18 protein-coding genes are annotated in these 25850 nt (G+C 69.3%); 6 read left to right on the forward strand and 12 right to left on the reverse strand.

Translation table 11 applies throughout. The features are described 5' to 3' along the window. The first annotated feature begins 16 nt into the window (after window positions 1-16). The 3 genes from ACSHWB_RS34385 to ACSHWB_RS34395 all read left to right on the forward strand — a co-directional run bounded on the left by ACSHWB_RS34385 (window position 17) and on the right by ACSHWB_RS34395 (window position 5218). Entirely contained in the window at window positions 17-850 is an 834-nt protein-coding gene (locus tag ACSHWB_RS34385; protein ID WP_439657455.1) for a TetR/AcrR family transcriptional regulator, read from the forward strand. A 436-nt stretch (window positions 851-1286) separates the two neighbouring features. Beyond that, window positions 1287-3548, forward strand: coding sequence for a cellulose binding domain-containing protein (locus tag ACSHWB_RS34390; RefSeq protein WP_439657456.1), 2262 nt, complete (start codon window positions 1287-1289; stop codon window positions 3546-3548). Then, window positions 3548-5218, forward strand: a complete 1671-nt coding sequence (locus ACSHWB_RS34395) for a cellulose binding domain-containing protein (RefSeq protein WP_439657457.1) — start codon at window positions 3548-3550, stop codon at window positions 5216-5218. Before ACSHWB_RS34390 ends, ACSHWB_RS34395 begins: the two co-directional genes overlap by 1 nt. A 40-nt stretch (window positions 5219-5258) precedes the next feature. Here the strand turns inward: ACSHWB_RS34395 and ACSHWB_RS34400 are convergent, their stop codons facing one another. The 7 genes from ACSHWB_RS34400 to ACSHWB_RS34430 form a co-directional block, all read right to left on the reverse strand. Beyond that, on the reverse strand, window positions 5259-5720 hold the full coding sequence (locus ACSHWB_RS34400) for a DNA topology modulation protein FlaR (protein ID WP_439657458.1): 462 nt from the start codon (window positions 5718-5720) through the stop codon (window positions 5259-5261). Window positions 5721-5770: 50 nt separating this feature from the next. Further along, window positions 5771-7315, reverse strand: a complete 1545-nt coding sequence (locus ACSHWB_RS34405; RefSeq protein ID WP_439657459.1) for an AAA family ATPase — start codon at window positions 7313-7315, stop codon at window positions 5771-5773. Between the two features lie 15 nt (window positions 7316-7330). Beyond that, entirely contained in the window at window positions 7331-7837 is a 507-nt protein-coding gene (locus ACSHWB_RS34410) for a hypothetical protein (protein ID WP_439657460.1), read from the reverse strand. 4 nt (window positions 7838-7841) lie between these two features. Further along, a complete protein-coding gene (locus ACSHWB_RS34415) occupies window positions 7842-7994 on the reverse strand; it encodes a hypothetical protein (protein ID WP_439657461.1) in 153 nt (50 codons plus the stop codon). Between the two features lies 1 nt (window position 7995). Then, a complete protein-coding gene (locus tag ACSHWB_RS34420) occupies window positions 7996-9729 on the reverse strand; it encodes a hypothetical protein (RefSeq protein ID WP_439657462.1) in 1734 nt (577 codons plus the stop codon). Continuing rightward, window positions 9726-10184 (reverse strand): hypothetical protein, encoded by a 459-nt coding sequence (locus tag ACSHWB_RS34425; RefSeq protein WP_439657463.1) that lies wholly within the window; start codon window positions 10182-10184, stop codon window positions 9726-9728. The genes ACSHWB_RS34420 and ACSHWB_RS34425 overlap by 4 nt, the downstream gene beginning before the upstream one ends. Before the next feature lie 124 nt (window positions 10185-10308). Further along, complete coding sequence (locus ACSHWB_RS34430; RefSeq protein WP_439657464.1) at window positions 10309-10884, reverse strand: hypothetical protein; 576 nt, start codon at window positions 10882-10884, stop codon at window positions 10309-10311. An 86-nt stretch (window positions 10885-10970) separates the two neighbouring features. Here ACSHWB_RS34430 and ACSHWB_RS34435 point away from each other — a divergent pair, with 86 nt between their 5' ends. Further along, window positions 10971-11843: a hypothetical protein gene (locus ACSHWB_RS34435; RefSeq protein ID WP_439657465.1), complete on the forward strand. Its 873-nt coding sequence runs from the start codon at window positions 10971-10973 to the stop codon at window positions 11841-11843. 20 nt (window positions 11844-11863) lie between these two features. Here ACSHWB_RS34435 and ACSHWB_RS34440 read toward each other — a convergent pair whose 3' ends face one another. Both ACSHWB_RS34440 and ACSHWB_RS34445 read right to left on the reverse strand, forming a co-directional pair. Further along, window positions 11864-15730, reverse strand: coding sequence for a CHAT domain-containing protein (locus ACSHWB_RS34440; protein WP_439657466.1), 3867 nt, complete (start codon window positions 15728-15730; stop codon window positions 11864-11866). A gap of 28 nt (window positions 15731-15758) precedes the next feature. Next, window positions 15759-16757: a hypothetical protein gene (locus ACSHWB_RS34445; RefSeq protein WP_439657467.1), complete on the reverse strand. Its 999-nt coding sequence runs from the start codon at window positions 16755-16757 to the stop codon at window positions 15759-15761. Window positions 16758-16788: 31 nt separating this feature from the next. Here ACSHWB_RS34445 and ACSHWB_RS34450 point away from each other — a divergent pair, with 31 nt between their 5' ends. After that, on the forward strand, window positions 16789-18822 hold the full coding sequence (locus ACSHWB_RS34450; RefSeq protein WP_439657468.1) for a hypothetical protein: 2034 nt from the start codon (window positions 16789-16791) through the stop codon (window positions 18820-18822). On the opposite strand, the gene ACSHWB_RS34455 is transcribed toward ACSHWB_RS34450, so the two are convergent. The 3 genes from ACSHWB_RS34455 to ACSHWB_RS34465 all read right to left on the reverse strand — a co-directional run bounded on the left by ACSHWB_RS34455 (window position 18823) and on the right by ACSHWB_RS34465 (window position 24675). After that, on the reverse strand, window positions 18823-20409 hold the full coding sequence (locus ACSHWB_RS34455; protein WP_439657469.1) for a hypothetical protein: 1587 nt from the start codon (window positions 20407-20409) through the stop codon (window positions 18823-18825). Then, a complete protein-coding gene (locus ACSHWB_RS34460; protein WP_439657470.1) occupies window positions 20406-21170 on the reverse strand; it encodes a hypothetical protein in 765 nt (254 codons plus the stop codon). Before ACSHWB_RS34460 ends, ACSHWB_RS34455 begins: the two co-directional genes overlap by 4 nt. A gap of 391 nt (window positions 21171-21561) precedes the next feature. Further along, window positions 21562-24675: an NACHT domain-containing protein gene (locus ACSHWB_RS34465; RefSeq protein WP_439657471.1), complete on the reverse strand. Its 3114-nt coding sequence runs from the start codon at window positions 24673-24675 to the stop codon at window positions 21562-21564. Window positions 24676-24908: 233 nt separating this feature from the next. Here ACSHWB_RS34465 and ACSHWB_RS34470 point away from each other — a divergent pair, with 233 nt between their 5' ends. Next, the gene (locus ACSHWB_RS34470; RefSeq protein ID WP_439657472.1) at window positions 24909-25805 is read left to right on the forward strand and encodes a DUF4082 domain-containing protein; all 897 of its coding nucleotides are present in this window, start codon (window positions 24909-24911) and stop codon (window positions 25803-25805) included. Window positions 25806-25850 lie beyond the last annotated feature (45 nt).

The raw sequence follows: 25850 nt of genomic DNA on the forward strand, positions 1-25850 counted from the left end.
TGTCATAGTGACCGTGATGACCAGCACGGATGGCCTGAGCGCGCGCGTGCGGACCGCGCTTCGGGCGGCCGCGCTGTCGCAGCGCGGGCTGGCCGTGCGCATCGGCATGGACCCGACCGCGTTGTCCAAGGCGCTGCGCGGCACGCGGCGGCTGCGTGACGAGGAGATCGCGGCCATCGCCGAGGCGTGCTCCGTGCCGGTCGCCTACCTGACACACGGCGCTGGCCCGGCACCCGTCGCCGCCGGCGCACGTGACCGCGCTCCGGCCGTGACGGCGCCGGAACGGCGGGACCAGATCCTGGCCGCCGCCACCGTGCTGATCGCCCGCCGCGGCTACCACAACGTCCGGGTCGCGGACATCGCCCGCTACTGCGGCACCAGCACCGCGACCGTGCACTACCACTTCCCCGGCAAGGAAGCGGCACTGCACGCCGCGCTGGCCTACTACGACCGCTCGTTCCGCGCCCGCGTGGAACGGGAGCTCGGCCAGCTCACCTCGGCCCGCGACAAGCTCCGCCGCCTGATCGACGTTCAGCTCCCGGTCACCGTAGGAGACGTGGACGAGTGGTCGGTGTGGGTGCAGTTCTCGAGCCAGGCGATGCTCGAACCCCGGCTGCGCCCGGCCCAGCGGCTGGTCTACTCGGACTGGCGCCGGCTCGTCGTGGAGCTGCTGCACGAGTGCCGTGCGGAAGGCCTGTGCGCCGACGCCGACGTCGAGGCGCTCGCCGACCGGTTCACCGCGATGGTCGACGGGCTGGCGATCCAGATCCTCGCCTCGTCGACGGAGATGCGGCCTGAACGCATGCGGTCGTTGCTGTTGCGGGCGTTCGAACCGGACCTGGTGCTCTGAGCGGCGGCGCTCGGCAACCACCCTTTCCCCGACCGAACCGCAGAGTCGCACCCTTCCCGGCCCGTCCTCGGTGAACCTTCCGTTGGCCCCGTACGACTGCTCCCGGTCAGCGGCCGAACCGGTGGCCGGTCCAGTAGCCTGCGCGGACCCGTTCGGGCGTGCAAGCAGCCCTGACCAGCGGCAATCCGAATCGGATATTCACTTTCGAATACCGGGAAAAGTGTTCAATAGAGTTCTGCAAACGTTGTCGATTGCCTAATTCACATATCTGATGTTCACATGCACGAACGTTGCTGCGAATTATGCGCGAATTGTTGACGGGGACTTGGTGGGCTATTCACAATTCGGCTCCGCGGTGTGAGCCGCCCCACAACCGCGGCCCGAACAGTCCCTGGAGGCATGCGTGTCCCGAAGTCAAGGCCTACGACGAGCAGCGGTGCTCGGCATCGTGGGCACAGTCGCCGCGGCGGGCATCGCCGTGCTCGTGAACGTGGCCGACGCGGCCCCTGGCGCGGGCGCGCTCACCGGCCTGGACACCTCGGTGGCCAACCGCCGGGCGCCCGTGAGCGGGTTGTACGACTGGAGCAGGGCCGGGTACCGCGGAGGCCAGAACCTCCCCGGCGCAGGGGACGTCAACCCCAGCGCGGCCTGCCAGATCACCGCGGCCGAGCTCGCGAGCCAGTTCAACGTCCAGCCGAACGACGGCCAGGACGACTCGGCGGGCCTGCAGGCGGCCATCGACTCGATCAGGACGACCTGCTCGCCGACGGCGAACTACACCAGGCTCAGCCTGATCACGCTGCCCGCCGGTGAGCTGGCGGTGTCGCGCGAACTGCACGTGGACGCGGACTACCTGATCCTGCGCGGAGCGGGCAAGGACGCCACGAAGATCACCTACCGGCCGGACGCGAACACCCTCTACGACGCCCTCACCCCGGACGGCTCCGACTGGGACGAGGACGGCATGACCTCGGGAGCGGGCAAGGGCGGCTGGCTGTGGCCGGGCCGCGGCCTGTTCCGCGTCCAGTCGCGCGGCGTCGACCCGAGCTACGCGAGCGACCACGCGGCGGCGCCGGAGAACCGCAAGGACCTCTTCGAGGGCACGGTGAACGTGCACTGGAAGGTCGGCGCGAAGGTGGCCGCGGCTGCCAAGATCGGGGACCGCACGATCAATGTGCAGTCGGCGAGCAAGATCAAGGCCGGCATGTTCGTGAACGTCCGTGCGGCCAACTCGGTCAAGTTCTACGAGCAGCAGCAGGCGACCGGCACCGAGTTCCCGATGCTGAACATGCACATGCGGCAGCAGATCTTCACCGTCGCCTCGGTCTCGGGCACCGCCGTCACGCTCGACAAGCCACTGGAGTTCGACGTCCCCGTCAACTCCACTTCGGACGGTTCGGCGCCGATCGGCGGGACGCCCTACGACTCGAAGGTGGCCCCGCTGGTCGACCCGGTCGAGGGCGTGGGCTTCGAGGACTTCGGCTTCACCCAGGCGATGCCCGGTCTCAACCCCGCCGACGCGGTCAGCAACTACGGCAACATGGCGCCTGCCGCGGAGATGCACGGCATCGTCTTCAAGTGGGCGGCGAACTCGTGGGTGAAGGGCATCCGCGCGGAGATGACGGGGTCGCACCCGATCGTCACCGAGGAGGCCAAGAACCTGCAGATCGTGAACAACGAGCTCGACGGTTCGTGGAACAAGGGCAAGGGCGGCAACGGCTACTTCCGCGGCTCCCGCGTGTGGGACTCGCTCTACGCCGGCAACACCTCCCGCAACCTGCGCCACTTCACCTTCCAGTGGTCCGCGGCCGGCAACGTCGTGATCGGCAACGATTTCGACTCCGACCTGAACCTGCACGGCGGCTGGGAGCGCAACAACCTGTTCGAGCTCAACACGGTCCGGGTGCCGTACGCGCACCGCTCGGCCAACTGCCGCGCCAACTGCGGTGAGGAGGGCGGCGGCGGGCCCGACAACTCCAACTGGTTCCCGATCTGGTGGGGCGCGGGCAAGAAGGCGGTCAAGTGGTCCGGCGCGTCCGGTCCCCGCAACGTCTTCCACAACAACACGATGACCAAGCAGACCGCGACCGGCGGCCCGTTCAACGACTACTACGCCGACCGCGCGCGGATCTACCAGTTCGGCTGGAACGGCACGGCCTACCAGCACCTGGACATCGGCGGCACGCCGATCACCGACTGGGCGACCAACGAGCAGCGCGACTTCACCGGTGGCCACGGCGTCGACGCCACGAAGACCGACTCCGCGGCGTCGCTGTTCCTCAGCTCCATCAACGGAACCCCGCCGACCAGCACCACCACGTCGACCACGACCACCACCACGACCACTCCGCCGACGACCACCACGACCACCACGCCGCCGGCGGGCTCGTGCGTCACCGCCAAGATCACCCAGACCTCGGTGTGGAGCAGCGGTTACGGCGCCGACGTGACGCTGACCAACGGCTGCGCCACCGCGACGTCGTCGTGGACCGTCGAGTTCGACCTGCCGTCGGGCACCACGGTCAGCAGCTCGTGGAGCTCGGTCAGGACGAACACCGGCCAGCACTACAAGTTCACCAACGTCAACTTCAACGGCACGATCAAACCCGGTGCTACCACCAAGTTCGGCTTCAACGCTTCGGGCACCGGTCTCCCCACCGGCTGCAAGGTCAACGGCAACTCCTGCGGAGGCAACTGATGGGCACCAGGGCACTGGCTCTAGCCGGGGTCGCCGCCACGGTCGCGGCCCTGCTCAGCGGCGTGTCCGCACAGGCGGCCGCACCCGTGCTGAAGGCGGCGGTCACCCAGACGTCGGTGTGGAACGGCGGCTACGGCGCGGACGTGACGATCACCAACACCGGTGACGCCGCGAGCACGTCGTGGACGATCGAGTTCGACCTGCCGTCCGGCACCACGATCACCAGTTCGTGGAGCTCGGTCCGAACATCGAGCGGCCAGCACCACAAGTTCACGAACGCGAGCTTCAACGGCGCCGTCAAACCGGGCGCCAGCGCGAAGTTCGGCTTCAACGCCTCCGGCGGCAGCCTCCCCACGAACTGCACGATCAACGGCGTGGCCTGCGGCGGCGGCACCACCCCGCCCACGGACACGCAGGCGCCCACCGTGCCCGCGGGCCTGCGGTCCACCGGGGTGACGTCGAGCTCGGTGTCGCTGACCTGGACGGCGTCCACGGACAACGTTGGCGTCACCGGCTACGACGTGCTGCTCGGCAACGCGGTCAGCACCACCGTCACCGGCGCGACGGCCACGGTCAGCGGTCTGTCCCCGGCCACCGCGTACGCGTTCTCCGTGCGCGCCAAGGACGCGGCGGGCAACACCTCGGCGGCGAGCACCGCCGTCACCGCCACGACCAGCCCGGACACCGGCGGCGGCAGCACCGTCGACGTCGCCACCGCGGCACAACTCCAGGTGGCACTGGCCGCGGCCACCCCTGGCCAGACCATCAAGATGGCCGCCGGCACCTACCGCGGCTCGTTCGTGGTGAACGCCCGCGCGGGCACCGCGTCCCAGCGCATCACCCTGAGCGGCCCGCGCGACGCCGTCATCATCAACGACGGCCCGACCGGCGAGGCCCCGTCCTGTCCCGCGCCCACCGCGGGCTGGGACTCCGGCTACGGCCTGTGGGTCTTCGACTCCCCGTACTGGAACCTCACCGGGTTCACCGTGCAGGAGTCGAAGAAGGGCATCGTCCTCGACAACGCGCACCACGTCACGATCGACGCGGTCTCGGTGCACCACGTGGACGAGGAAGCGGTCCACTTCCGCCGCTCGTCGGCCGACGGCATCATCCGCAACTCGGTGATCACCGACACCGGCCTGGTCCAGCCCGGCTTCGGCGAGGGCGTGTACCTCGGTTCCGCCAACTCCAACTGGTCCTGCCACGGCAACAACGGCGGCATCGACCGCAGCGACCGGGTCCAGGTGCTCGGCAACAGGATCGGCCCGAACGTCGCCGCGGAGGCGGTCGACGTCAAGGAGGGCACCTACGAGGGAGTCATCCGCGGCAACACCTTCGACGGTCAGGGCATCACCGGCCAGAACTCGGCCGACTCCTGGATCGACGTCAAGGGCATCGGCTACCTCGTCGAGGACAACACCGGCACGTTCCGCAGCCCCGGCACCTTCGCCAACGGCTACGAGACGCACAACACCAGCACCACTCCCACCCTGCCCAACGGCTGCGGCAACACCTGGCGCAACAACCGTTCGGACCTCGGCGGAGTGGGCCAGTACGCCATCAACATCACCTCGGTGTCGAAGTGCTCGGCGATGCCCAACGTCGTCTACGCCTCGAACACCGTGACCGGGGCGGTGAAGGGCCTGACCAACGCCCCCGTGACCCCTTAACACCTTCGTGCCCGGCGTCCTTTGTGGACGCCGGGTACGTTCACGAGTGCTGTGCCAGGAAACGTGCCGTCGCGCGCGGACCACGGAACACGTGCAGCCGCGCGTCCACTGCATGAGCAGCGACCGCTTCGAGCAACAGCGGCTGGTACCGGCGCCGCCACGACCACACCCAGCGCCAGAACTCGCCGTTCTCCCGCGACCGCAGCACCGCCCGCCAGGCACACCGCGGGAAGGAGTAGTCGAGCAGCACGACGGTGTCCGCCCGGCGGAGCCGGACCTCGAGGACGTCGTGCGGCCCGAGGTCACCGTCCATGATCCAGCGGTCTTCTGCGGCGAGCTCGCCCTGGACGATCGCCCAGAGATCCTTCGGGGTCGGTTCCAGGTCCGGTCCCCAGAAGTGCTGGTCGAGCTCGACGACGGGGAGGCCGGTGGCGGTGCCCAGCGTCGTCGCGAGGGTGGACTTCCCGGCGCCGCCGCGACCGAGGATGACGACGCGTTTCATGGCGCGATCGTGCCAGAGCCGGAACCCGGGAGAATTCGGGCCCGGGCGGGTCAGCCGAGCACCACCCGGCGGGACGCGGCGGGCTGGTCGACCGCGGCGCGGCTCCGGCCCGACGCCGGTATGGCCCTGTCCCGCAGCTGCCGGATCTCCTCGACCTTCTCCGGCGCCGACCGCAGCAGCGGGACGACGTTGCGGAAGCAGCTCAGGTAGTAGTCCTCACCGACGTTGTGGTCGCCGATCCGGATGGCCTCGTGGCAGATCTCGGTCACCGCGGCCTGGATGTCGGAGCCGGCGAACCCGTCGCTGATCCGCACCAGCTCGTCGACCAGGGCGGGCTCGACCGGCGTGCGCAGGTACTTGCGCAGGTAGATCGAGATGATCTCGCGGCGCTCGTCCGGCTCCGGCAGGTCGACGAAGAACATGTCGTCGAAACGGCCGCTGCGCAGCAGTTCCTGGGGCAGCGAGCGGACGTCGTTCGCCGTGGCCACGACGAACACCCTCGCCCGCGACTCCTGCAGCCAGTAGAGGAACTGGCCCACCAGGCGGGTGGTGACGCCGGTCGAGTCGGTGCCGGAGCCGGCGAGGCCCTTCTCGATCTCGTCGATCCACAGAACGCACGGTGCCACGGTGTCCGCGGTGGCGAGCGCCTCACGAAGGCGTTTCTCCGACTGGCCGACGTACGCGCCGAGCACCGCTCCCATGTCCAGCCGGTACAGGGGGAGCTGCCAGTCCGACGCGATGGTTTTGGCGGACAAGGACTTCCCGCAGCCCGGCACGCCGACCAGCAGCACCCCGCGCGGAGCCCGGATGCCCCGGTCGCGCAGGTCCATGGTGAGAAGGTCGCGTTTGCGGTCGAGCCACTGCCGCAGGCCGGTGAGACCGCCGACCTCGTACTCGCCGGGACGCAGCTCGACACGTTCGATGCCGGAGAGCTCGCTGAAGATCGAGTCCTTGGCACGGCTGAGGTCCACCAGGTCGGCCTTGGTGATCTCCTTCTTCACCACGAACGTGGCGAGGATGTTGAGCGCCTCGGTCTTCGTGACACCCGCGAGGATCGACGCCGCCTGCTCGTAGTCCGCCGGACTCCACTCGATGCGGATGTCGCCGGCGTACGGGCGCAGGAACTCCCTGATGGCCTGGTGCATCTCGTCGAAGTCGGGGAGGTCGAGCCGCACCGACATGCCCATGCGCTGCAGCGAGCTCCACACCGGGTCGGAGGTGATGATCACGATGCAGCCGCCGTGCTCCTCCGCGAGCGCCGCGAGGTCGGCGAACCGCCGCGAGATGTCGTTGTCGTCGCTGAGGTGCTGCACGTCGGTGAACACGATCGTGAGGTTCGACCTCGACTGGAACCACTCGCCGGCGAGGTCGAGCGCGCCCAGCAACGACTTGTCGTCGCTGATCACGGTCCTGGTGCGCACGTCGCGCAACCCCTGGCTGAGGGTGTGCACCAGGACGTCGAGCTGCTTCTCGCGGGCCAGTTCGCCGAGCGCGTCCAGCACGCGGGCACGTTCGACGGTGCGGATGGAGACGAACGGGATCCGGGCGAGCAGGTACGACTCGACGCGGGCCTTGGTCTCCGCTCCGTTGGGCATGTGGTTCTCCGATGCTCAGATGATCACTCGCCGGCCAGGGCTCTGCCTGCCCTGCGCCGGGGGAGGGGGTGGCGCGGCCGTCAGCCGGTTCGCGCGCACCACCGCTTGCAGTTCCAACGGGGCGTGCCGGACAGAGTCCTCGAGGCTGCGCTGTGAGGACCGCACGGTCTCGTCCAGTGCGGATGCGAGCTCGTCACGCAGCACCGGTGGCATCACGGGGAGCGTGCAGAGCCGGCGCAACGGAGCTAGCCGGGTGCGGGCACTCGTCATCGCCGCCGCCAGCGCGTGCATCGCCCGCCCCGGATCGCCGACGAGAGCGCCGAGGTCGCGTTGGAACGCGTCCGCCCAACGGCGCTGCCGACGCGCGAACGCCTCGGAGATGTGCCGCAGCAACCGTTCCTGCACGTGCGGGCCCATCTGCTCGTTGATCGGCGCGAGGTGCTCGGCGGGCAGGTCGGTGCCCTCGGCGAACGCGTCGAGCCACGCGCGCCAGTCCGCGTAGGGGCCGGGTGCGGGTCGCATCGGGTCACCGCCTCCGGTGGCGGTCGAGGAACTCCACGGGCGGAAGGAGGTCCCACTCAGGCAGCTGCAGCGCGATGTCCCGTTCGGCGACGCCGTGGCGTGGAGTGTTCGCGGGCTCGCGCGGGGTCTGGTCGTGGCTGTGGGCCGGGCCGGGCATGTCAGGCTCCTCGCAGCTGGTCGGGCGCGGTGGCGACGAACGCGGTCGCGGTCAGTCCCTCCGCGAAGGCGCGCAGCGACTGGGCCTTCGCGATCTCCCGCTGCCACTCGCCGCGCAGGTCCACGAGCTCGGCGACCGCCCCACGCAGCCGCACGACGGCGGCGACGCGGCGCTGGTCACCCTTGCGGCGGATCTCCGCCCGGCGTGCGGGGAGGGCCCGCAGGTCGAACGCGGCCCACATGCCCAGCGCCGCTGCCACGAGCAGGAGGAACAGCGCGAACCCGCCGGCGCCGCCGACCGCCGAGAGCAGCGCGCCCAGCAGCGCCAGGCCACCGAAGACGGAAGCCGCCTGCGCGCCACCACTCATCTGCACGTCGCTGACGGCCTTCGCCGTCTCCCGGTCGATGTGCTCGGACAGCGAGCCGACCAGCTTCTGCTCGTCCGTGCTGCCGTCCACCCAGCCGGTCCAGCCCTCGGCACGCAGCTCGACGCGGTCCGGCATCGCGGCGATGTTGCCCGCTTCGAGCCTGCCGGCGCCCTGCACCAGCCAGTCGCGCGCCAGCGCCAGGGTGAACCGCTGGGTGCCGGGGGAGGCGCCTGCCCGGTCGCCGTGCAGTGCGGCATTGCTGAGCAGCGTGAGGAAGTCGACCGTCTGCTCGTGCAACGGGTCTTCCGCGGCCATCACCTTGTCCGCCACGTCGTGGTCGCCCTTCGCGTTCACGACGGCCTGCAGCCACGCTTCCTGCTTGCGGTACGGGGCTTCCTCGGCGTCGAAGTCGCGCACCAGACCGTCGAGGATGCTGTCGACCCGAGCGTGGAGGTCCTGGCTCTGCGGCACCGGTCCCTCGAACGTGGCGCGCAGCATCTCCTCCGCCGCGCCGTGCACGGTCGCGCCCTCGAGCATGTCCTTGAGCTGCGGCCAGGTCGGGCTGAGCTCGGGCAGCAGGTGGTAGCGCGGGTCTGCCGGGCGGCGCATCGTGTCGAGCATCTTCGCCCAGCGGTCGACCTGTCTGTCCACAGTGTCCTGTTCCTGGCTCAGCCGTCCGTACCACTCGGACATCTGCTCCAGCAGCATCGGTTTCGCCTCGCGCCCGAACGTGCCGGTCGACACGGCGTCCAGCACGACGACGAACTCCCTGGACAGCTTCGCCGGGTCCTGCCGTGCCGCGTACTGCCTCACCCAGGCGGCGGTCGCCCGGTCGCGCTGGTGTCGGCGCAGCACGAGGGCGAAGAACAGGGAGGCCTTGTCGTTGTCCCTGCGCAGGGCCTCGCCGATCGCCTTGGTCGCGAGCTCCGGTTCGTCCCTGATCCAGGCGGCGATCGAGATGAGCGCGGGAGCGAGCCAGTAGCCGGGGGTGCGCAACATCAGTTCCTCGGACAGGTCGCGGATCGCGCCGTGCGAGACGATGCCCGCGTCGAGTGCCTGCAGCGTGCCGGTGGCGAGCTCGCGCACCTCGGCGAACTTCCCGAACTTGTCGTTCAGCTGCCCGCGCACCTCCAGGATCTGGACCTGGGCGAGCTGGAGGTTCTGCCGCAGCTCGTCCCGCCGTACGTACTCGACGAACTGCGCCTTGAGGCCCAGAAGCTCCTGCTGGGTGTTGTCCTGGTTACGTTGCACGGTCGACACAGCGCCGTGCAGGGCGACCTGCTGCTGGCCGAGCGCTTCCTGGTTCCGCGCCACCTTCGCCAACTCGCTGATCACACCGTTGAGCTGAGGGATGTTGATCGAGTTCACTTGTCACTCTCCAGCAGAACGGTCGAGCCGTCGGGCCGGACGCACACGAGGCGATCCGGGTAGACCTCGATGGCGAGATAGCGCTCGGACTCCGCGAGGGATCGCGCGCGGTCCATGCCGTGCGGCAGGGGTTCCCCGGTGCGGTAGTGCGAGATGATGGAGCCGTCCGTCGCGAGCGTGTGGACTTCGTACGGCGCACCGAGGTAGCAGCGCGAGACGATTCCCAGTGGCGTGGCACAGAAGTTGTCGGCGAACTCCTGGTGCACAGCGTCGACGAGCTCACTGACGTCGACCGTGCCCACCTTGCCGGAGGCGTCGAGTCCCTGAAGTGAGCGCAGATAGCGCGCTGAGCGGCGGCCGGCGAGAACCTTCGTGCCGGCTCTGGGGGTCGAACCGGTCGTCCGTCCGATCCGCGTGGCGGAGTCGGATCTGTTGTTCATCAGTGGCCTCGGCACGCCACCAGCTCCCTCATGTCCATCGAGGACGTCACGCGTTCGATGCCGGTCTCATCGAACGCAGCGGAAAAACCATTACGGAAGGCGGTGTTCCCGCGGAACAGTCACTCGACCGGAGCAACGTTCAACGGGAGAACACCAACAGCCATGCCACGGCCAGTGCGGCCACTGCCCACAGAAGGACGTTCAGCAGCTGCACACCGCGCGCGATCCGGTGCGGTAGGGGCAACCTGGGGCGCCACGCTCGGCCGTCCTCGGTGATCAGCTCCCTCACCAGCACTGATCCAGACCCGTCGGCCCGGCCGTACACCTCGACGCCGGTGCCCTCCGACGGCAGGCCGTGGGGCAACGAACCCCTGACACGACACGGATGTTCGGCACCGGTGACGTCCTTGACCGTGAAGGGCTGCACGTCGATCAGGTCAGGTCCCGGCACCCAGCGCCGCAAAGCGAACGCCGCTGCCGTGACCACTGTGATGACCAGAACCGCCTTGGCCAGCAACGACACCCCGCCCACCGCCGGGCTGAACGCCGTCTCGGCCAAGGCGAGCGCGGCGCACCCCCAGGCGGCGAGAGTCGTGCTTCGTCTCATGGGAGGTTCCTGACGGACGGCGCCGATCCAGGTGATGGTGCCGACCGCCGCCCGGCCCGGTACGCGCTGGTCCGTCAGATCTCCCGCAGCGGGACGGTCGTCGGTCATCGTGCTCTCCTCGTCATGCGAGAAACATCGCGCGAGGTGGTGGCGATTGTTTCTGGTGGATGTGGCCCAAGGAAGGACGGACCGGCATGGAAGACGCCGAGAACACCGGTGTGACAAGGGAGAACGCGGGTCTGTCCCGAGCTCCGCTGTGGGGACCGGCGCCGGGTTCCGGTGCACCGGCGCCGCCCGGCCCGCCGGCCGCACCGACGTACGAGTACCCGCCGGTGCAGCCCTCCGCGGCCGCAACGACGCAGTTCACCAGCGGGTCCGTGGCGCCAAGGGCCGCGCGGAAACCTTTGGAGGGCAAGGCGGTCGTCGCGGCCATGATCGTGTCGTTCGTGGTCGTCGCCGCCGTGGTCGTCGTGAGCTTTGTACGCGGCCAGAGTCAATCCTCGGCCGAACCGGACGTCGCCGCGGCGCCAGTCCCGGTGACGTCGAATGGATTCGACTACCCCACCACGACCACGAAGCCAACGGTGAGATCCACGACCACGCGTCCGTCCACTTCGGTGTCCACTTCTTCGTTCACCCCGGTGGGCTACCGGAAGGTGACCGGACCGAACGGTGTCTTCGTCTCGATCCCGCAGACCTGGACGGTCGCCGAGGGCAGCCAGCCGACCAACCACCAGGCAGGCGATCCCGCCACGCCGGGCAACGTCGTGCGCTACGGCGCCAGCGCTTCCGAGGCCAGGCCGCTCTACGACGCCGTCGCGGCCAACGAGTCCGGGGTGAAGACCGGATACCAGCGGATCAAGCTGGCCACGGTGTCGTCCAGCGCCGAGGTCGTGGAGTGGGAGTTCTTGTACACGGCGGAAGGTGTGCAGCGGCATGCGTTCGCGCGTTACTGGCGGCGTGCCGGCCTGGACTACATCGTCTACGGTGCCTCGAATGCCACCGACTGGACGCAGATGCAGCAGGTCGTCTACGCCGCGGTGTCCTCGGCGGGACCGACCGCCTGAGTGTCCGATGAGGACGGTTTTCATCGGCCCAGCGGCGTGAAACCGGCCCAGCACTCGATCTGCTCCTCGCTGAACCCGTCCGCAGGGATCATCGCCCTGAGCTCCTCCGGCATCGCGTCGGGGAGAACGCGACCAGGGTCGAGCATCCACAACTGGGCCCGCCGTAACGCTTCCGCGGCGGACAACCCCGCGTTGAGGTGGTGGTAGAACATGTACATCAGGTGCGCGGTCGCGCGCCCGGAGGGCACCCACCACAGCGAACCGACGACGGTCCGCGCACCGATCGCGAGGAACGTGGTCGCGAGGCTGAGCGCCTCGTCGTAGTCGACGCCGGACACGTTCGTGGTGCAGCAGGCGAGGTTCACCAGTCCCAGCGGCAGGATGTCGACCGGGCTGATGTCGAGCAGCGCGCGCGCGGACAGCGGCCCGGAGGCGAGGTCCACCTGTGACCGCAACGGTTCCCGCATGTCTGCCACCGCGTGACTGGCAAGATGCAGCAACGGCAAAGGCTCCGCGAGTAGCCGCATCACGTCGTCGGCGGTGCCTGCCCCGTCCTGTGCAGGCCTCCACGCCCGTGGCATCGCGGTGAGACTGCCGAGGAAGAGTCCGCCGGGGTAGAACGCGTCGCGAAGTCCGTTGGCCTCGATGGCACCGGCGTGCAGGTTCCGCGCCGGATTGCCGACGAGCACCGGCGTACCGGCCATGACTTCGTCGCGCTCGATCACATCGCAGAACATCCGCGCGGACGGCGTGTACGAGATCGTGACGTCTTGGACCAGGTGACGACCGTCGTGCCCGGCCGCGTGCCACGGGATCATGCCCAGCGCTCCGACCGGTACCAGCACGATCTTGTCTGCGATGGCTTGAAGTTCTTTGCCTGCGACCTCCCAGGCCCACGCACAGATCTTCCGCAGTTCTGCGCGCCAGAGCAGAGACTCCGGCCCGGTCTTCGTCTCCGCTTCGTGCCAGACCTCGTAAGCTTTCTGGTACCGCGCGACCGGCGAGTCCTCGACGACATCAAGCCCGACCAGCGGAACCACGTACGGCTCGGCGTCGGCCGGCACCACCACCGCTGTGCCGCCGTACCGCGCGTTGCCGGGCAGCAGGTACACCAGCGCGCCGGAACCGTGCTGCCGCAGTGCTTCCCTGATCTCCGGAAGTGACGGCGAAGTGATGAGGGCGAGCGACTCCTCGTCCAGCACCCGCACGACCTCGCGCCGCAGCCCGCCCCAGCTGTCCGCGGCGGCGTCGGAGCCGGGAATGAGCGAGGCGTCCTGCCCACCCGCCTCCGCCCACTTCCGCGCCAGCTCGTGATGCCCGGTGTCGATGAGAAAGCGGGTGATGGCACGGCCGGTACCTGCTGCTTTGAGCACCAACCCCCTGCGTGCGTCCACCACGCGCACGAGATCGTCTACGGCGTCATCGGTGAGGCACCAGGAGACCAGCTCGTCCGCGACCTTGGTCGCGTTGTGCGCCATCTCGACCGCATGCCCGGCGTCAGCCTGTTGCAGCACTGTCCAGGTGGCGTGGGCGAGCAGTTCGAGGCCGTGCTTCCGTGCGCGGGTACGGTCACCACGGTCGTTGCGGCGCCGCAGCAGCCGCGCCAGAGCGTGGGTTGCCGTCTGAACGTCGTGCGTGTGTTTGACCGGTGCTGCCTCGATGAGGTCTGTGGTGCAGTCGATCGCCTCCTGAACCGCTTGACGGTCGCCAGGTTCGACGTCGGACAGCGCCGTGAGCGCGATGCCGAGAATCCCTTGGACGGGGTTGACTCCGTCTTTCAGGACGCTGCCCGGATGTGTCATCAGCTTCGCGAGTTCGGCGCATAGCTCTCGCAACCGGTCGCCGTTGCCGGTCAACTTCGCGTGGGCGATGTCCGCGCCCATGTTGATCGCGGCCACCATAGGTCCGGTCAGCATGGACTGATCCACCGGGCGGCCAGGCGATGGCGTGCGGCCGTTGCGCAGCTCCGCGAGGCGGCGGAATCCCTCGGTGAAATGTTTCATCATGATCGTGCTGGGTGAGTCGGGCAGCGCGTCGATGATCCGCCAGGCGCGTTCGGTGCGGGTGAAGTACTCCTCGCCCTTGCCGTTGAGGTTGACCAGTTCCATCAGGTCGAAGAAGGCGAGGTACGCCTTGGCCTCCCGCTGTTCGTCCTCGTCCATGTCCTCGGTCATCGCCAGCAGCTTCCTGGCTGCACGGACGGGGCCGAGAGCCTTGACTTTCATGCCCACCATCGAACCGATGAGGCCGGCGAGATATCTGGCCGTCCCGAACCTGCTCTGCGTGGCGGCGAAGAGTTTCTGAAGATGGGTCAGGTCGGCATCGCCGTCGCCGAACGCGATCCGCTGGATGTTGCGCACGAACTCGATCATCATGTCGAGCTGTTGCGGCAACTCGGGGTCCGTGTCGTCGATGTGTTTCGCGAGCAGCAGCATCGACTCCAATCGCCCGTACAGTAGCCGTACGTCGGCGGGAGTGCCGCCCATCACCTCGGGGAACGTGGGGATCGCCTTGAACCAGCAGACGCCGATGGTGCCCGCGAGCAGGGCGGCTTCGGGGGTGATGGGTGTCGCTGTCACGTCCAGTGCGGCCTCCGCCTCCCAGAGCCAGTCCAGGTAGGGCAGGGGCGCGACTCGTTTGGCCGCGTCAGGGCTGGAAAGGTGGTCGAGCAGTACACACAGCCGGTGCCAGTGCACGGTCTGGGCCGATTCGAGGTCCGGTAGCGGCAGTGCGAGCGCCTTGGTCGCGTGCTCGATCGCCAGATCGGCGTGTCGTGGCTGCTGCCGGAGCCGCCAGACCTGTCGATAGCTGTCCGAGATCAGTGCGATCGACCACCACGATCCCTCGTCCAACGTCTCCTGGTTACCGACGTGCCGTTCGAACCAGTGCACTGCGGCGAGGTAGGCGTCGGCGTCGTCGTTCTGCTCGGCTCGCCGGTACAGGGCCAGGCCGTACAGGTCCCACGTCTGCGGTTCCTCCTCGGCGCAGGCGACGTAGTGGGCGATGATGCGGTCGTTCACCGCCGGGTCGTCCCTGTCCTGACTGAGTTCAATGAGGCGGGCGGCGAGCCGGTGGAGCCCGGGGTCGTCCTCAGTTTCTGGCGCAAGGTTGGCTTCCTCCGCCGCCGCGATCGCGTGCTCGTACGGAACGCGTTCCGGGGCGATCCAGTGCTGCTCCAGACACATCTCGGCGAACATCGCGAGGTAGTCGACGCGGAAAGGGAAGTCATGGTGCAGCTGGAAGACATTGTCCGCGAAGAGTCTCACGCAGTCGTGCAGATCGGAACTGTCCTCCGACTCGGACGCGGCCCAGCGCGCACAATGCGCCGCGGCGCGATGTGCTTGTGCCACCGGCAGGTAGACCGGCTTCATGAGACGAGCGGAGAGTTCTGCGATCTCTTCCGGCATCGCCACGACTGCTTCGTACACCTGTTGTTGTGTCACGGTTTCGTCGAGACCCGCGTCGAAGTACCATTGCAGTCGCCTGGCATGAAAGCCGATGAGCCCGAACGCGGAGTACTCGGCCATCTCATCGTCCACGTAGGACGAGTCGGCGGCGGCTCGGGCGCACTGTGCCATCTTCTCCCAGTCCGCGAGGGAGTCGGTGCGCTCGGCGATCTCGGCGTGGGCTTGGGCGAGGCTCAGCCACCACATGCCGAACTGGTCTTCATAGGACGAGCAGTTCTCGACGCCGTACCGCAGCAGGTCCACGAGCATCCGCAGTTCTTCCAGGAAGTCCGGTGCGTTCATGAGGAGCCCGAAGGTGGCCAGGTGGGCGTTGGCGGCTGCCGAGGCGGGCGAGACGAGCTTCGGATCTTCTTGCAGGGTTTGCCAAAGGCGGCGCGCGGTGCGCCGGGCCGATTCGATGGCCTGCTCGTCGTCCGTCATCGGTCTCGTTTCGGGTCGGGTGGTGTGTTCATCGGTCTTTGTGCCGCAGGCATTTCAGGTCCGGACGGGTGAGATCGCGGAGCTGCCGCAGCACCAGGTCCTGTTGCTGTCCGTCGGTGAGCAGCAGCTGTGCTCGGGTGTGGGGAAGCAGGCCGTGGTCGCGCAGGCGCGTGATCGCGGAGGTGAGTGCGGCGCGTTCGTCGGAGCGGCCGGGCACCGTCTTCAGCAACGAGGTCAGCAGCTCGTCGTCGGGATCGGTCACGAGGTCGGGAGCGGCGATGCCGGTGTGCTGGTCCTCCACGGCCACGTCCGCCGGGTTCGGGCGCCTGCCGAGCGGGCGGTCGACGTAGGCCTCCCACCACGTGACGAGCTCGGGTTCGGTGGCCGTGCCGACGTTCACCCTGGGGCCGGAGCGGCAGGCCTCCTCGATGCGGGAGAGGACGGACGGCAGCAGGGCGCGGTGCTCCTCCGGCGTGCCGGCGAACGACGCACCGCAGCGAGCGGCGAGCCGGTCCAGCAGGCCTTCCTTGCCGAGCATGGGGGTGGAGTAGCCCGCCTCGTCGGCGAGCATCACGAAGACCTCCCTGTGGAAGTCGTCGGGCAGGGCGCGGCCGTATCGGTTGGCGGAGACGGTCTCGGGTTTCACCTGTGCCCCGCGGTCGCCGCGAGCCCTTCTGGCGAGGTCGGCGAGCCGGTAGCGCAGATGGGTGCGGATCGCGCCCGGCGGGTTGTGCAGGGAGCCCGCGTGGGTGGTGAGGAACTCGACGACCAGGACGTATGCATCAGCCACCAGGTCGCGGCAGGGGCAGTGGCCGCTCAGGTGGAACGCGCTGCCTCGCGGTGCGATCGAGGTCGCCCTGCCCAGCCGGAGACCGCCGACGCGCAGCTCGGTGTCGCACGGCCCGGTGTGCCGGCGGTGCAGCTGGTCACGGGGGCCGCGCAGCTCGTACCAGAACGCGAGCAGGATTTCCGGAGAGACGGTCAAGGGAGTGAGAGCGAGTTCGGCGCGCTGCGCACTGGCGGTCATGGCATACTTTTATATGCCAAAACGTCGCGCGGTGGAATCCCTGAAACGGAACGGCGTGCGGCCCGGCATGATCATGCGCACCGGTGAGCTGGAGGGAGGGGCGATGTCGTTGCTGCCCGCGGTCGTGCCGCTGGAACCGGCGAAGCGGTCGGAAGTCGTGCCCACACGGCTGGCCCGAAACCTCGCGCCGCTGTTCGGCGTGCCGTCGCCGGTCAGCCCGTTCGGCTCGACCACGTGGCTCTGCGACTTCACTCGGATCACCCTCTCGGAGATCGCGAGGGGGGCGCCGCTGCCCACCCGTGAGCAGGCTCGCGCTCTGCGCGACTCGGTCCCGGACGGCGGCTGGGTCTACGACGGCCGCGCGGTGCTCGCGGCGCCCGGCACGACGCTGCCCAACGAGATCATCAGCGCCACGACCAACCGGTACGGCCCGCACACCAAGTCCGCCGTGGTGTTGACTGGAACGAACGTGCTCCTCGACCCCGTGGCCACCGCGATCGAGGAGGCGCTGCCGTTGGTGCGCGCCGCCGGCGGGGGCCCGGTGCCGCTCGGACTGCGGATCGCCGCGTGGGCTTCGGCCGTGATCGAGGTGTTCCGCTCGCAGCCCGCTCTGGCGACGGCGGCGGCGAAGGCACGGCGGATCCAGCGCGAGTTCCTCGGCGGCCCCCACATCACCCGGCACCCCTCGGTGACCGCGAGGGCTCGGTGCGAGATCGGTCCGGAGCCGGACCACCTCGATCCGGTTACCCATCCCCGCGATCTGATGTTCCTCGACCGCACGGTGTCCTACCTCGGTCTCGCCTCCCGCGGCGCGGCGCGCGACCTCGCCGACGAGCTGGCCGACCACCTCGTCGGCCTGGTGCTGGACGCCTGCGAACCGGAGGGTGTCGGCCACGTCTGGGCAACCTCCCGCGCCGAGGACCAGGTGGTCGCCGAGGCGATGCTGCCGTCGTCGGGCCTCGTGGAAAGCCTGCTGGGCCACTGGTTCGCGGTGCACGGCCGCGACGGGGCCGAGGTGCCACGCCTCGTGCTGCCCTCGCCGCGCGAGGCGCGCGTCCTGCCTGCCCTCACCCGGCGAGTGCTGGTGGTGGCGGCACTCGGTATCGCACGCACGATACGTCCGCGAGCGGGGACCGATTCGGTGCCGCTCGACGACTTCCTCGCGTTGCTCGACGGGATCGAGGCGCTCACCGGCGGCGAACCAGACATGGCCGCCCTGCGCGCGAGGGTCGTGCTGCTGAGGCTGATCGTGTTGCGGCACAACAGGATGAACGCGATCAGCACGCTCGTGGATCGGGTGATCGCGGACACGGATTCGTGCCTCGGGCTGTGCGCGCAGGGGGTGCTCGACCGGGGCGCCGTCGCCGACCTGCTGAGTGCGGTCAGCGTGGAGCTGAACGCCGTGCGGACGACGAACGCCCTGGACGCGGCCGACGCCCTGCCGTCACCGGTCGAGCTGGCCACGATCGTGCGCCGGTACTGGGAGGGGTTCGCCGCGACCCTGCAGGCCGATCTCGGCGATCCCGCCCCGATTGGGCACCACCTGCACAACTACGCGGCGTTCCTCGGCAGCCAGACCGACCAGGACGACCTGCTCGAGGCTGTGCGGCTGTTCCGCGACTTCGTGATCCCCGCACGACGCAGGCTGCACGAGCGGACGGGTGCGTTCGGGCCGCTCGGCCGCAGCATGTACATCGCCACTGCGGCGACGTCACGGCTCGGTGAGCACGCGCGGACGCACGGAGATCCTGCGGAGGCGGTGCGGTGGGCGCGGCTCGGCTACGAGTGGATCGACCGGGTGCTCGCCGATGACGAGTTCGCCCGCCTCGCCGGGGAACAGGGCGAGTACGCGGGCCTGTTCGCGTTGCGCGCGGCGCCGGCTCTGCTGCTGGCCCTCGAACTCGGGGTGGCTCCGGTGACCCCGTCCCAGCTCGCCAGGGTGCGGGAGTGGGCCGACGTCGCGGCGCGCTGGCTCGTCACTGCCACACGTGGCCGGCCGGAGTTCGCGGTGCGCCACCAGGAGATCGAGGTCATCCGCAAGCGTCTCGCGGAGCTGGAGTGCTGATCAGGGCTCCAGCGCATCGGCGACCCAGTGGTCCCACGGACCCTGATAACGCCGCAGATGCATGCGCGTGGCATCGTCCGAGGGGTACCCGGTGATCGCGGTGAGCGTTGTGTAGTCCTCCACCCGGCCACCTTCCGACCACAGCCGGTGCGGGCAGACCAACGTGGGCTCGGGTGCACGGCGGCCGTGTTCGGTGACGCAGCAACAGGTTTCTGGACGATCCTGGTCAGCGGCTCGGTGCACCTGCTGCGCTGGAGCCCGTACGACGACGGACGCGACCAGGTTCGGCTTGGCAGGACGGGTGAATCCTCGTCCGATCCGCACGCGCAGCTTGCTCGCGACGAACAGCACGGCCGCGTTCCGATTCGTCCACAGTGGAGGAAGGACGGCCTGGAGCAGCGTGCCGCCGGTGAGGCCCAGCCGCAGGGCGTCTGTCACCCGCGACCGCACGACGCGGGCGAGCACGGGGTGTCGCGGCACCGTGACGGAAGGCGGTTCCACCCGCACGCCGCGATCCACCCGCCGCACCCGGTCGAGGAGGAACAGGAGGTTGTCCTGGGAGTCGGCGCGGTGAGCGCCGGCGAGCCACCGCACCAACGCTTCGCGCTCGGCGGGACTGGTTCCCAGACACAGCTCGTCGTGGATGCGGTGCGCGACCTCGTCGACGGCGAGTGTGAGAGCTGCGGCGTCCTCGCTGTCGAGCCGGACGAACGCGCTGTCGTCGTGGTCGACCGGAACCTCGCGGAACCGCGGCGCCCTCGCCGAGAAGAGGTCGGTCTGGAGGTGGCTGAAGATCTTCACGGCGGTGTCGTCACCGCCGAGGAACTGGGCGAACGTGTCGAACGCGCGCAGTACATCCGGCTCTCGGCGGCCCCGCGGTGTTGTCATCGCCTCGTGGAGCACGCGCGTGACCTCGGCGGTGTGGGAGGCGACGAGCGCGTCTGTCGCGGGCGTGCCGTCGAACTCGTCCAGGGCGGCGCGGTACGCGGCGATCTGACACGCGAAGTCCACATTGGCCACTGACGGGTAGCGATCGTCCACACCGGACTGGTGTGCGTGCTGTGGTCTGCGGCCGGCGAGTTCGGCGCCTCGGGCCAGCACGGAGGTGACGACATCCGCTGCCGCGTCCGGGCCCTGCCGTGTCACCACGGCCGCCGCGACCATCGTCGTGAGCTCGTCCGGCAGCACCTCCGAGCGTGTCTCGTGCACGAGTCGCGAGGTGGCGGCGAGCAACGGGACGAGATCCTTACCCCGCACGAGCCTGGACCGCACTGCGACGGTGAGCGGCACGTCGCCGAACGACCTGAGCTGGTCGAACTCCTTGATGACGTTGGTGGGGTTCTCCTGGACGCCCTCGTACCCCCGCTTCATCGACAGCAGGGACACGGCGAAGATCGAGTACTCGTCCAACATCGGCTCACGGCCCGCGCGGGCGAGCCGGCGGCCGGCCTGCACCCCACGTTTCACCATGCTGTCCACCAGCTCTTCTGCGCCGCCGTACCTGGACACCATCTGGGCCGTTGTGTCGACCGGGAGGTGCTCCACCACGAGCCACGCGGACTTGCGCAGCGCGTCCTCGTCGATCATTCGGGCGTACCTCCTGTGCGCAACCGCAGCGCGGGGTCGCCGAGCGCGGGATCGAACGGCAACTCGGCCAGGAACCCGTTCGCGATCTCTGGTTCCTCCTCGAACGGCACCCACGTCCCGGTGCCGTCGTCGAGGCTCGCCCGCAGACGCGGTGTTGTGCCCGGCAGTGAGGTGACGAGCACGAGCACGACGGAGTCCGGCGCGCCGAGCACCTGCCAGCGCAGCACCTCCCGCACCCCGGCCGCACGGGCGAGGTCCGCGGGCAGCCGAATCTCGGGCCACCCCTCGTAGGCGTCCGGAGCGTCACCGCGGACCGCAGCCACGAGCGGGGCGGAGCGCTGCCACGCGTCGAGCACGTTCAGGTCGCGCAACCAGGTCCACAGCCCACCTGTCCACGCGCCGGAGACGGTTTCCACGTCGAGCACCTCGGATCGATAGGGCGCCCACGCGTCGGCCAGACGCGCGATCTCGTCCAGCGCGAGCCGGAGGTGGAGCGAACCGGCCCGGTCGGCGACGAGGCCGGAGATCGCCGACGTCAGCCGTTCGCCGAACAACGCCTGCTCGTCGTCGCCCAGTCCAGCGCCGATGTCGACCTCCACGAACGTGGGCGGTCCGCCGGCGTCGTCGGCGGCGAACGCGCACCCGAGGCCGGAGCGCACCTTTCGGAACACGGTGGGCTCCGCGGTCAGCAGCGTCACCCGCACCAGCCGGGGCGCCGCCACGAAGTCGACCCGCGCGTAGCCGTCCCACGCCGTCAGCATCCGCTGCCTCCTCTCCTCGCCGTACTTCGACGGACGACCGCTCCGGTGCCTTGTCGTCCGGGGCTCGCGAACAACTGTGCGTGCCGAGCCGTCGGTGAGGCCCCAGGTGCCGGCACACGCCGGCCGGGCCGGTGAACGGGTCCGCGAGTTGCCGGAAGGAGCGGGCCCGTGCGCGGTGGCGACGAGGACGACAGGAACGGTTGAGGAGAGATCATGCCTGAGCAGGACGACGAGAAGCGCAAGCGCCGCGTGAACTGGAATTTGGTGGTGAAGGTGACCATCGTGATCATCCAGATCTTGGTCGCGGTGGCGAACTCATTGCGCGACAACTGACGAGAGGGCGGGTGCCCGGCTCTGCCGGGCACCCGCCCTCTCGTCGTGCGATGCCTGTTCACACGACGAGTTCCGGTAGGCCCGGGGCACCGAGCAGATGATCCTTCACGGCCTGGCGCAATGCGGGGTCGTCAAGACCGCTGTAGGCCCGCAACATCCTGGCCGCTCCGCCGCCGGGCACGCTCAGGATCGCCAGGGCGAGGGCGCCGGCCGGGATCGGATTCATGCCGTACTGGGTGCTCATGAGCGGCAGCAGCCGCAGGGCCGCCATCACGTCCTGGGACACCGTGACCAGCCCGTCGGCGCCCAGCGGCAACGGCGGGTCTGCCGCGGCGCAGGGGGTGTCGTCCGCGCGGCGCAGGTCGTCCGGTGACGGAGAGCCGGTGTGCAGGGTGAATCTCGCCCAGTCCTCGGCCCTGGGGTCCGCCTCGATGAGTGCGGCGAGCAGGTCTCCGGTGCGAAGGACGCCGCTGCGGTGTGCAGCGTGCTGCAACGCTTGTGCGGCAACGTCTCCCAACGCGATCGAGGTCCACCAGTGCAGTTCGTCGACCGGCGGCGGGCTGGTGCTGCGGAGGCGGGCGACGGCCTTCACCAGCTGGTCGCGCATCACGTCGTGCAGGAATGTGGGCGGAGGCACCGAGACGCGCTGATCGAGCAATGCGATGATCTCGTCGCGTACCGGTGGCGTGGTCATCGATGCCAGTTCTTCCCACGTCCGCACCGCGTTGTGGTGAGTCGAGATCGAGCGCGCGCCGCCGATGAGCGTGCCCGGGTAGGAGTCGAGGCGCCGAGCGAGGAACTGGGCCAAACCCACTGCCGCTGACTGGTCTCCTTCCTCCACGGCCTGTTCCCACCAAGACCGGGCCCGCACCAGGCGCTGGGCGCGGTCCTGGCGGTCGTTGAAGTTCCAGCGTCGTTGCCGCGCCCATCGTTCGTGGATGAGCGCCAGTTCCACGGACGCGCGGGTGTCGTAGTTCGCCAGCCGGGTCAGCTGGTCGACCGCCTGACTGAACCTCTTGGCGGCCACGAGTTCACGCGCCTCGTCGAGCACTTCCTCCGGTGTGCGTCCTGCGCGGTCCCGGTCGGCGAGGTACCACTGGACACGACGGTGCCGGAACGCGAACACCGGGCCGTAGCGGCGCAGCACACCGCGCCGGTTCGCGTCGTCGAGGAACGTGAGCAGGTCGGCGGGGAGTTGGCGCAGTGTCACGCGTTTCGCCTGTCCGACGCGCAAGTGCCACCAGGCGCTGTTCACCACCACAGCGCCGGCCGCGACGAGGCCCGCCAGGAGGCTGATTCCCGTTCCCCACCAGAAGATCCCGTTCTGCTGACCCTCCGCCCAGGCGGAGACCGTCGCTGGCAGCTGGGACATGCGGTCGATCCACGGCGCCGCGGTCTGCGCGAACCAGCCCCAGACGCCGTCTTTGACCAGGAACACGATTGCTGACGCGAGGACGAACGCGGTCACCGCGCGGACGCGGGTGATCCGGGCGTCCGCTCGGATGCTGTCACGAGCGCCGACGGCCGCGAACGTCTCCTGTTCCCCCGCCTCCATCATCAGCCAGGTGCTCGTCCCGAGGCCGGCCACGGCGGCCAGCACGACCGCGGACAACAGCACCGCGGGCGTCGTGACGAAGCTGTGCGCGAGACTGGAGACGTCGATCTCGGTTATCCAGGCGTGCAAAGGCTGCAGCTCGTCCGGCAAGGCCAGGTCCGGATCCGGGATCCACCGCAGGACCTTCCCCAGCACCCACCCGAGGCAGATCAGCATCAGGCCGAGAAGTGCGAAGCCGGCCAGGAAGGCCGGGATCGCGAACCCCGTCACGATCACCCATAGGGTCCAGTTCCACCGCGACACCAACTGCTTCGGTGCAGGGCTGAACTCGGACAGATCCCACCAGCGGAACACCGTCGACTGGTTGGCGTCGAGGAATCCTGCCAGGTACCGGAGCCAGCGCTCGGCGTCACCAGCCTCGAACCGGACGGCAGACTCGGTCGCGAGGTCCGGCGACTGCTCGCGCGGTGCATAGGCCGCGGGCACGTAAGACCTCAGCAGCTCTGCTTCGACGGCCTCCCTCGTGCCCAGCCGCGGCGCCAGCAGCTCGGCGGGTTCACGTCGCGAGTCCTCGAACACGACCCGCGCCAGGTAGAGCATCAAGGGCGTGGACAACGAGACCGCGACGGGGTGACTCTCGACCCGCATCGCGTCGAGCACCGGCCGCCACCTCGCCGGGTCCACACTGGACTTCACGAGGTAGTCCTCGGCGGACGTCAGCGACACCGGTTCGATCCGCACCACCTGCGTGCCCGCCGTGGTCGTCACGTCGTCGGGCACCAGGGTGGGAAACGCGTACTCGGCGCACGCGAGGGCGAACTGGCGGTCGCGGGCGCCGAGCGCGCTGCCGAGCTCCCGCCGGGCATCGTCCCACAGGTCCTGGGGGATCTCGTCGAGCCCGTCCAGCAACGGCACCACGAGCCTGCTGCTCACGAGGTCGTCCGGGGTGACCTGGAACGTCCGCCGCCGGAGGCGCCACCAGGCGCGCCGGCGCTGCCGCCCGCCCTGTCGCACGCCGGTGATCGCCTTGCGGATCACGTCGTCGAGTCGTTCCTGCGCGGGGTTCCACGTGGAGAGGTTCACCGGCACCGGGATCGGCGCGTCCGGCCCACCCCCAGAGGCCAGCTCGTCCGCGATGCGCAACAACAAAGTGGACTTGCCACTGCCGACGGCGCCGACGACGACCAAGCGGCAATGGGCGCGAGCGCTGTTCGCGACCTCCTGGAGCCCGCCCACGCGAACCACGCCGTGGTTGTGGGCATGCCGTGATATCGGCACGTTGATGACCCGGCGCAGCTTCCCGACGCCGAGCTGCTCGTCCAGCCGCGCGCGGACCTGGGCGAGCAACGCCTCCCGGTTCTGCTGGAACTGCTGGGCGCGCACCGCGGCGCGTTGCCGGCGTCCGACGACCAGCGAGCTCACGGCGAGCACCATCGACACAACCAGCAGCAGACCGAGCCACGTCCAGGCGTGCTGCCTCAGGTGGTCCAGCAACCACGGCCACCGCGGGTCCGACGACGCCGCGTTGGTCACCAGGCCGACACCCGCGCCGACGAGCACGGTCAACGTGGCGACCACGAATCCCGCCCGTGGCAACCGTTCCGGTTCCTGCGCCATGTACTCCCCAACCAGCCCGCGAAGTCTCACTGGGCTTCGTGAAGCGGTGGGGAGGCGTTACACGGCAAGCAATGCAGTCCAACGAACGCGGAATGCGCCATCACGGCCACCCGGTGGTCCGTCTGCGCGTCAGCCCCTGCTCTGGTCGCCGCACTGTGTAGCGAGCCGATCACTTCGCGCGATCCACCTCAGGGGAACCGTCCCCGTGCGGTAGCGATCGCGAGGAGAAACGCATGTCCCGGCAGGTCATGATCCCGCTCCCATCGAGACCCGTGTGGCGCAAGGTGCTGGCGTCCGCCGCAGCAGCAGTGATGCTGTTCTCCGGCACGGCGTACGCGGCGGCGCCGCTCCCGCAGTCGCACCTCTACACGCCGTCCAACAACGGGCGGGTCGAGGTCGGCGAACCCGTGCTGATCTCCGGTGGCGGTTACTACGAGACCCGGCCCGACGCGCTGCAGGACTACGAGGTGTCGGTGGACGGCGGGACCACCTGGAACGCCGGCTACCGGACCGCCACCATCCCGCTGGGTGGCGAGACCGGGATCTCGCAGGCGTTGTGGGCGTACGTGTTCACGCCGCAGGAGGCCGGCGTCTACACGATCGTCAGCAGGGTCAACACCGACACCCTGTACGGCCAGGTCTCCGCACCGCGGACGTTGTACGTCGGTGTGCCCGCGCCGGTGCAGGCGAGCTGTTATCTGTGCACCTTCTACTCGTACAACCCCCTGGTGAACGACTCCGAGGGGCGGCCGGTGGAGCTCGGGCTGCGGTTCCGGGTCGATCGGCCTGGTTCGGTGACCAGGATCGTGACGTCGTGGAACACCAACGAGGCCAGCAGGGTGCGGTTGTGGCGTGCTGATGGGACGTTGCTGGCCGACCAGCGTGTCGACAGCGCGTACGCCGGGCCGTTCGCCACGCCGGTGCCGGTGGTGCCGGGGGAGGAGTACGTCGCCTCGTTCACCTCGTGGCGCGGCTTGTACCGGATCAGTGAGAACACGTTCCCAGCGACGGTGCTGCAGGCGCCGTTCGTGTTGCCCGCGCACGCCGGTGTCTACAGCTACGACGACGGGTTCCCCACGCAGACGTGGAACGACAGCCACTACTGGGTCACGCCCGAGTTCCAGTCCTGACTGGCGCAAGGCCCGCAGGCGAGAATCCCTCTTTCGTGCACTGTG

Origin of the sequence: Lentzea sp. HUAS TT2 (genome assembly GCF_051853195.1) — a bacterium.
Lineage (GTDB): Bacteria > Actinomycetota > Actinomycetes > Mycobacteriales > Pseudonocardiaceae > Lentzea.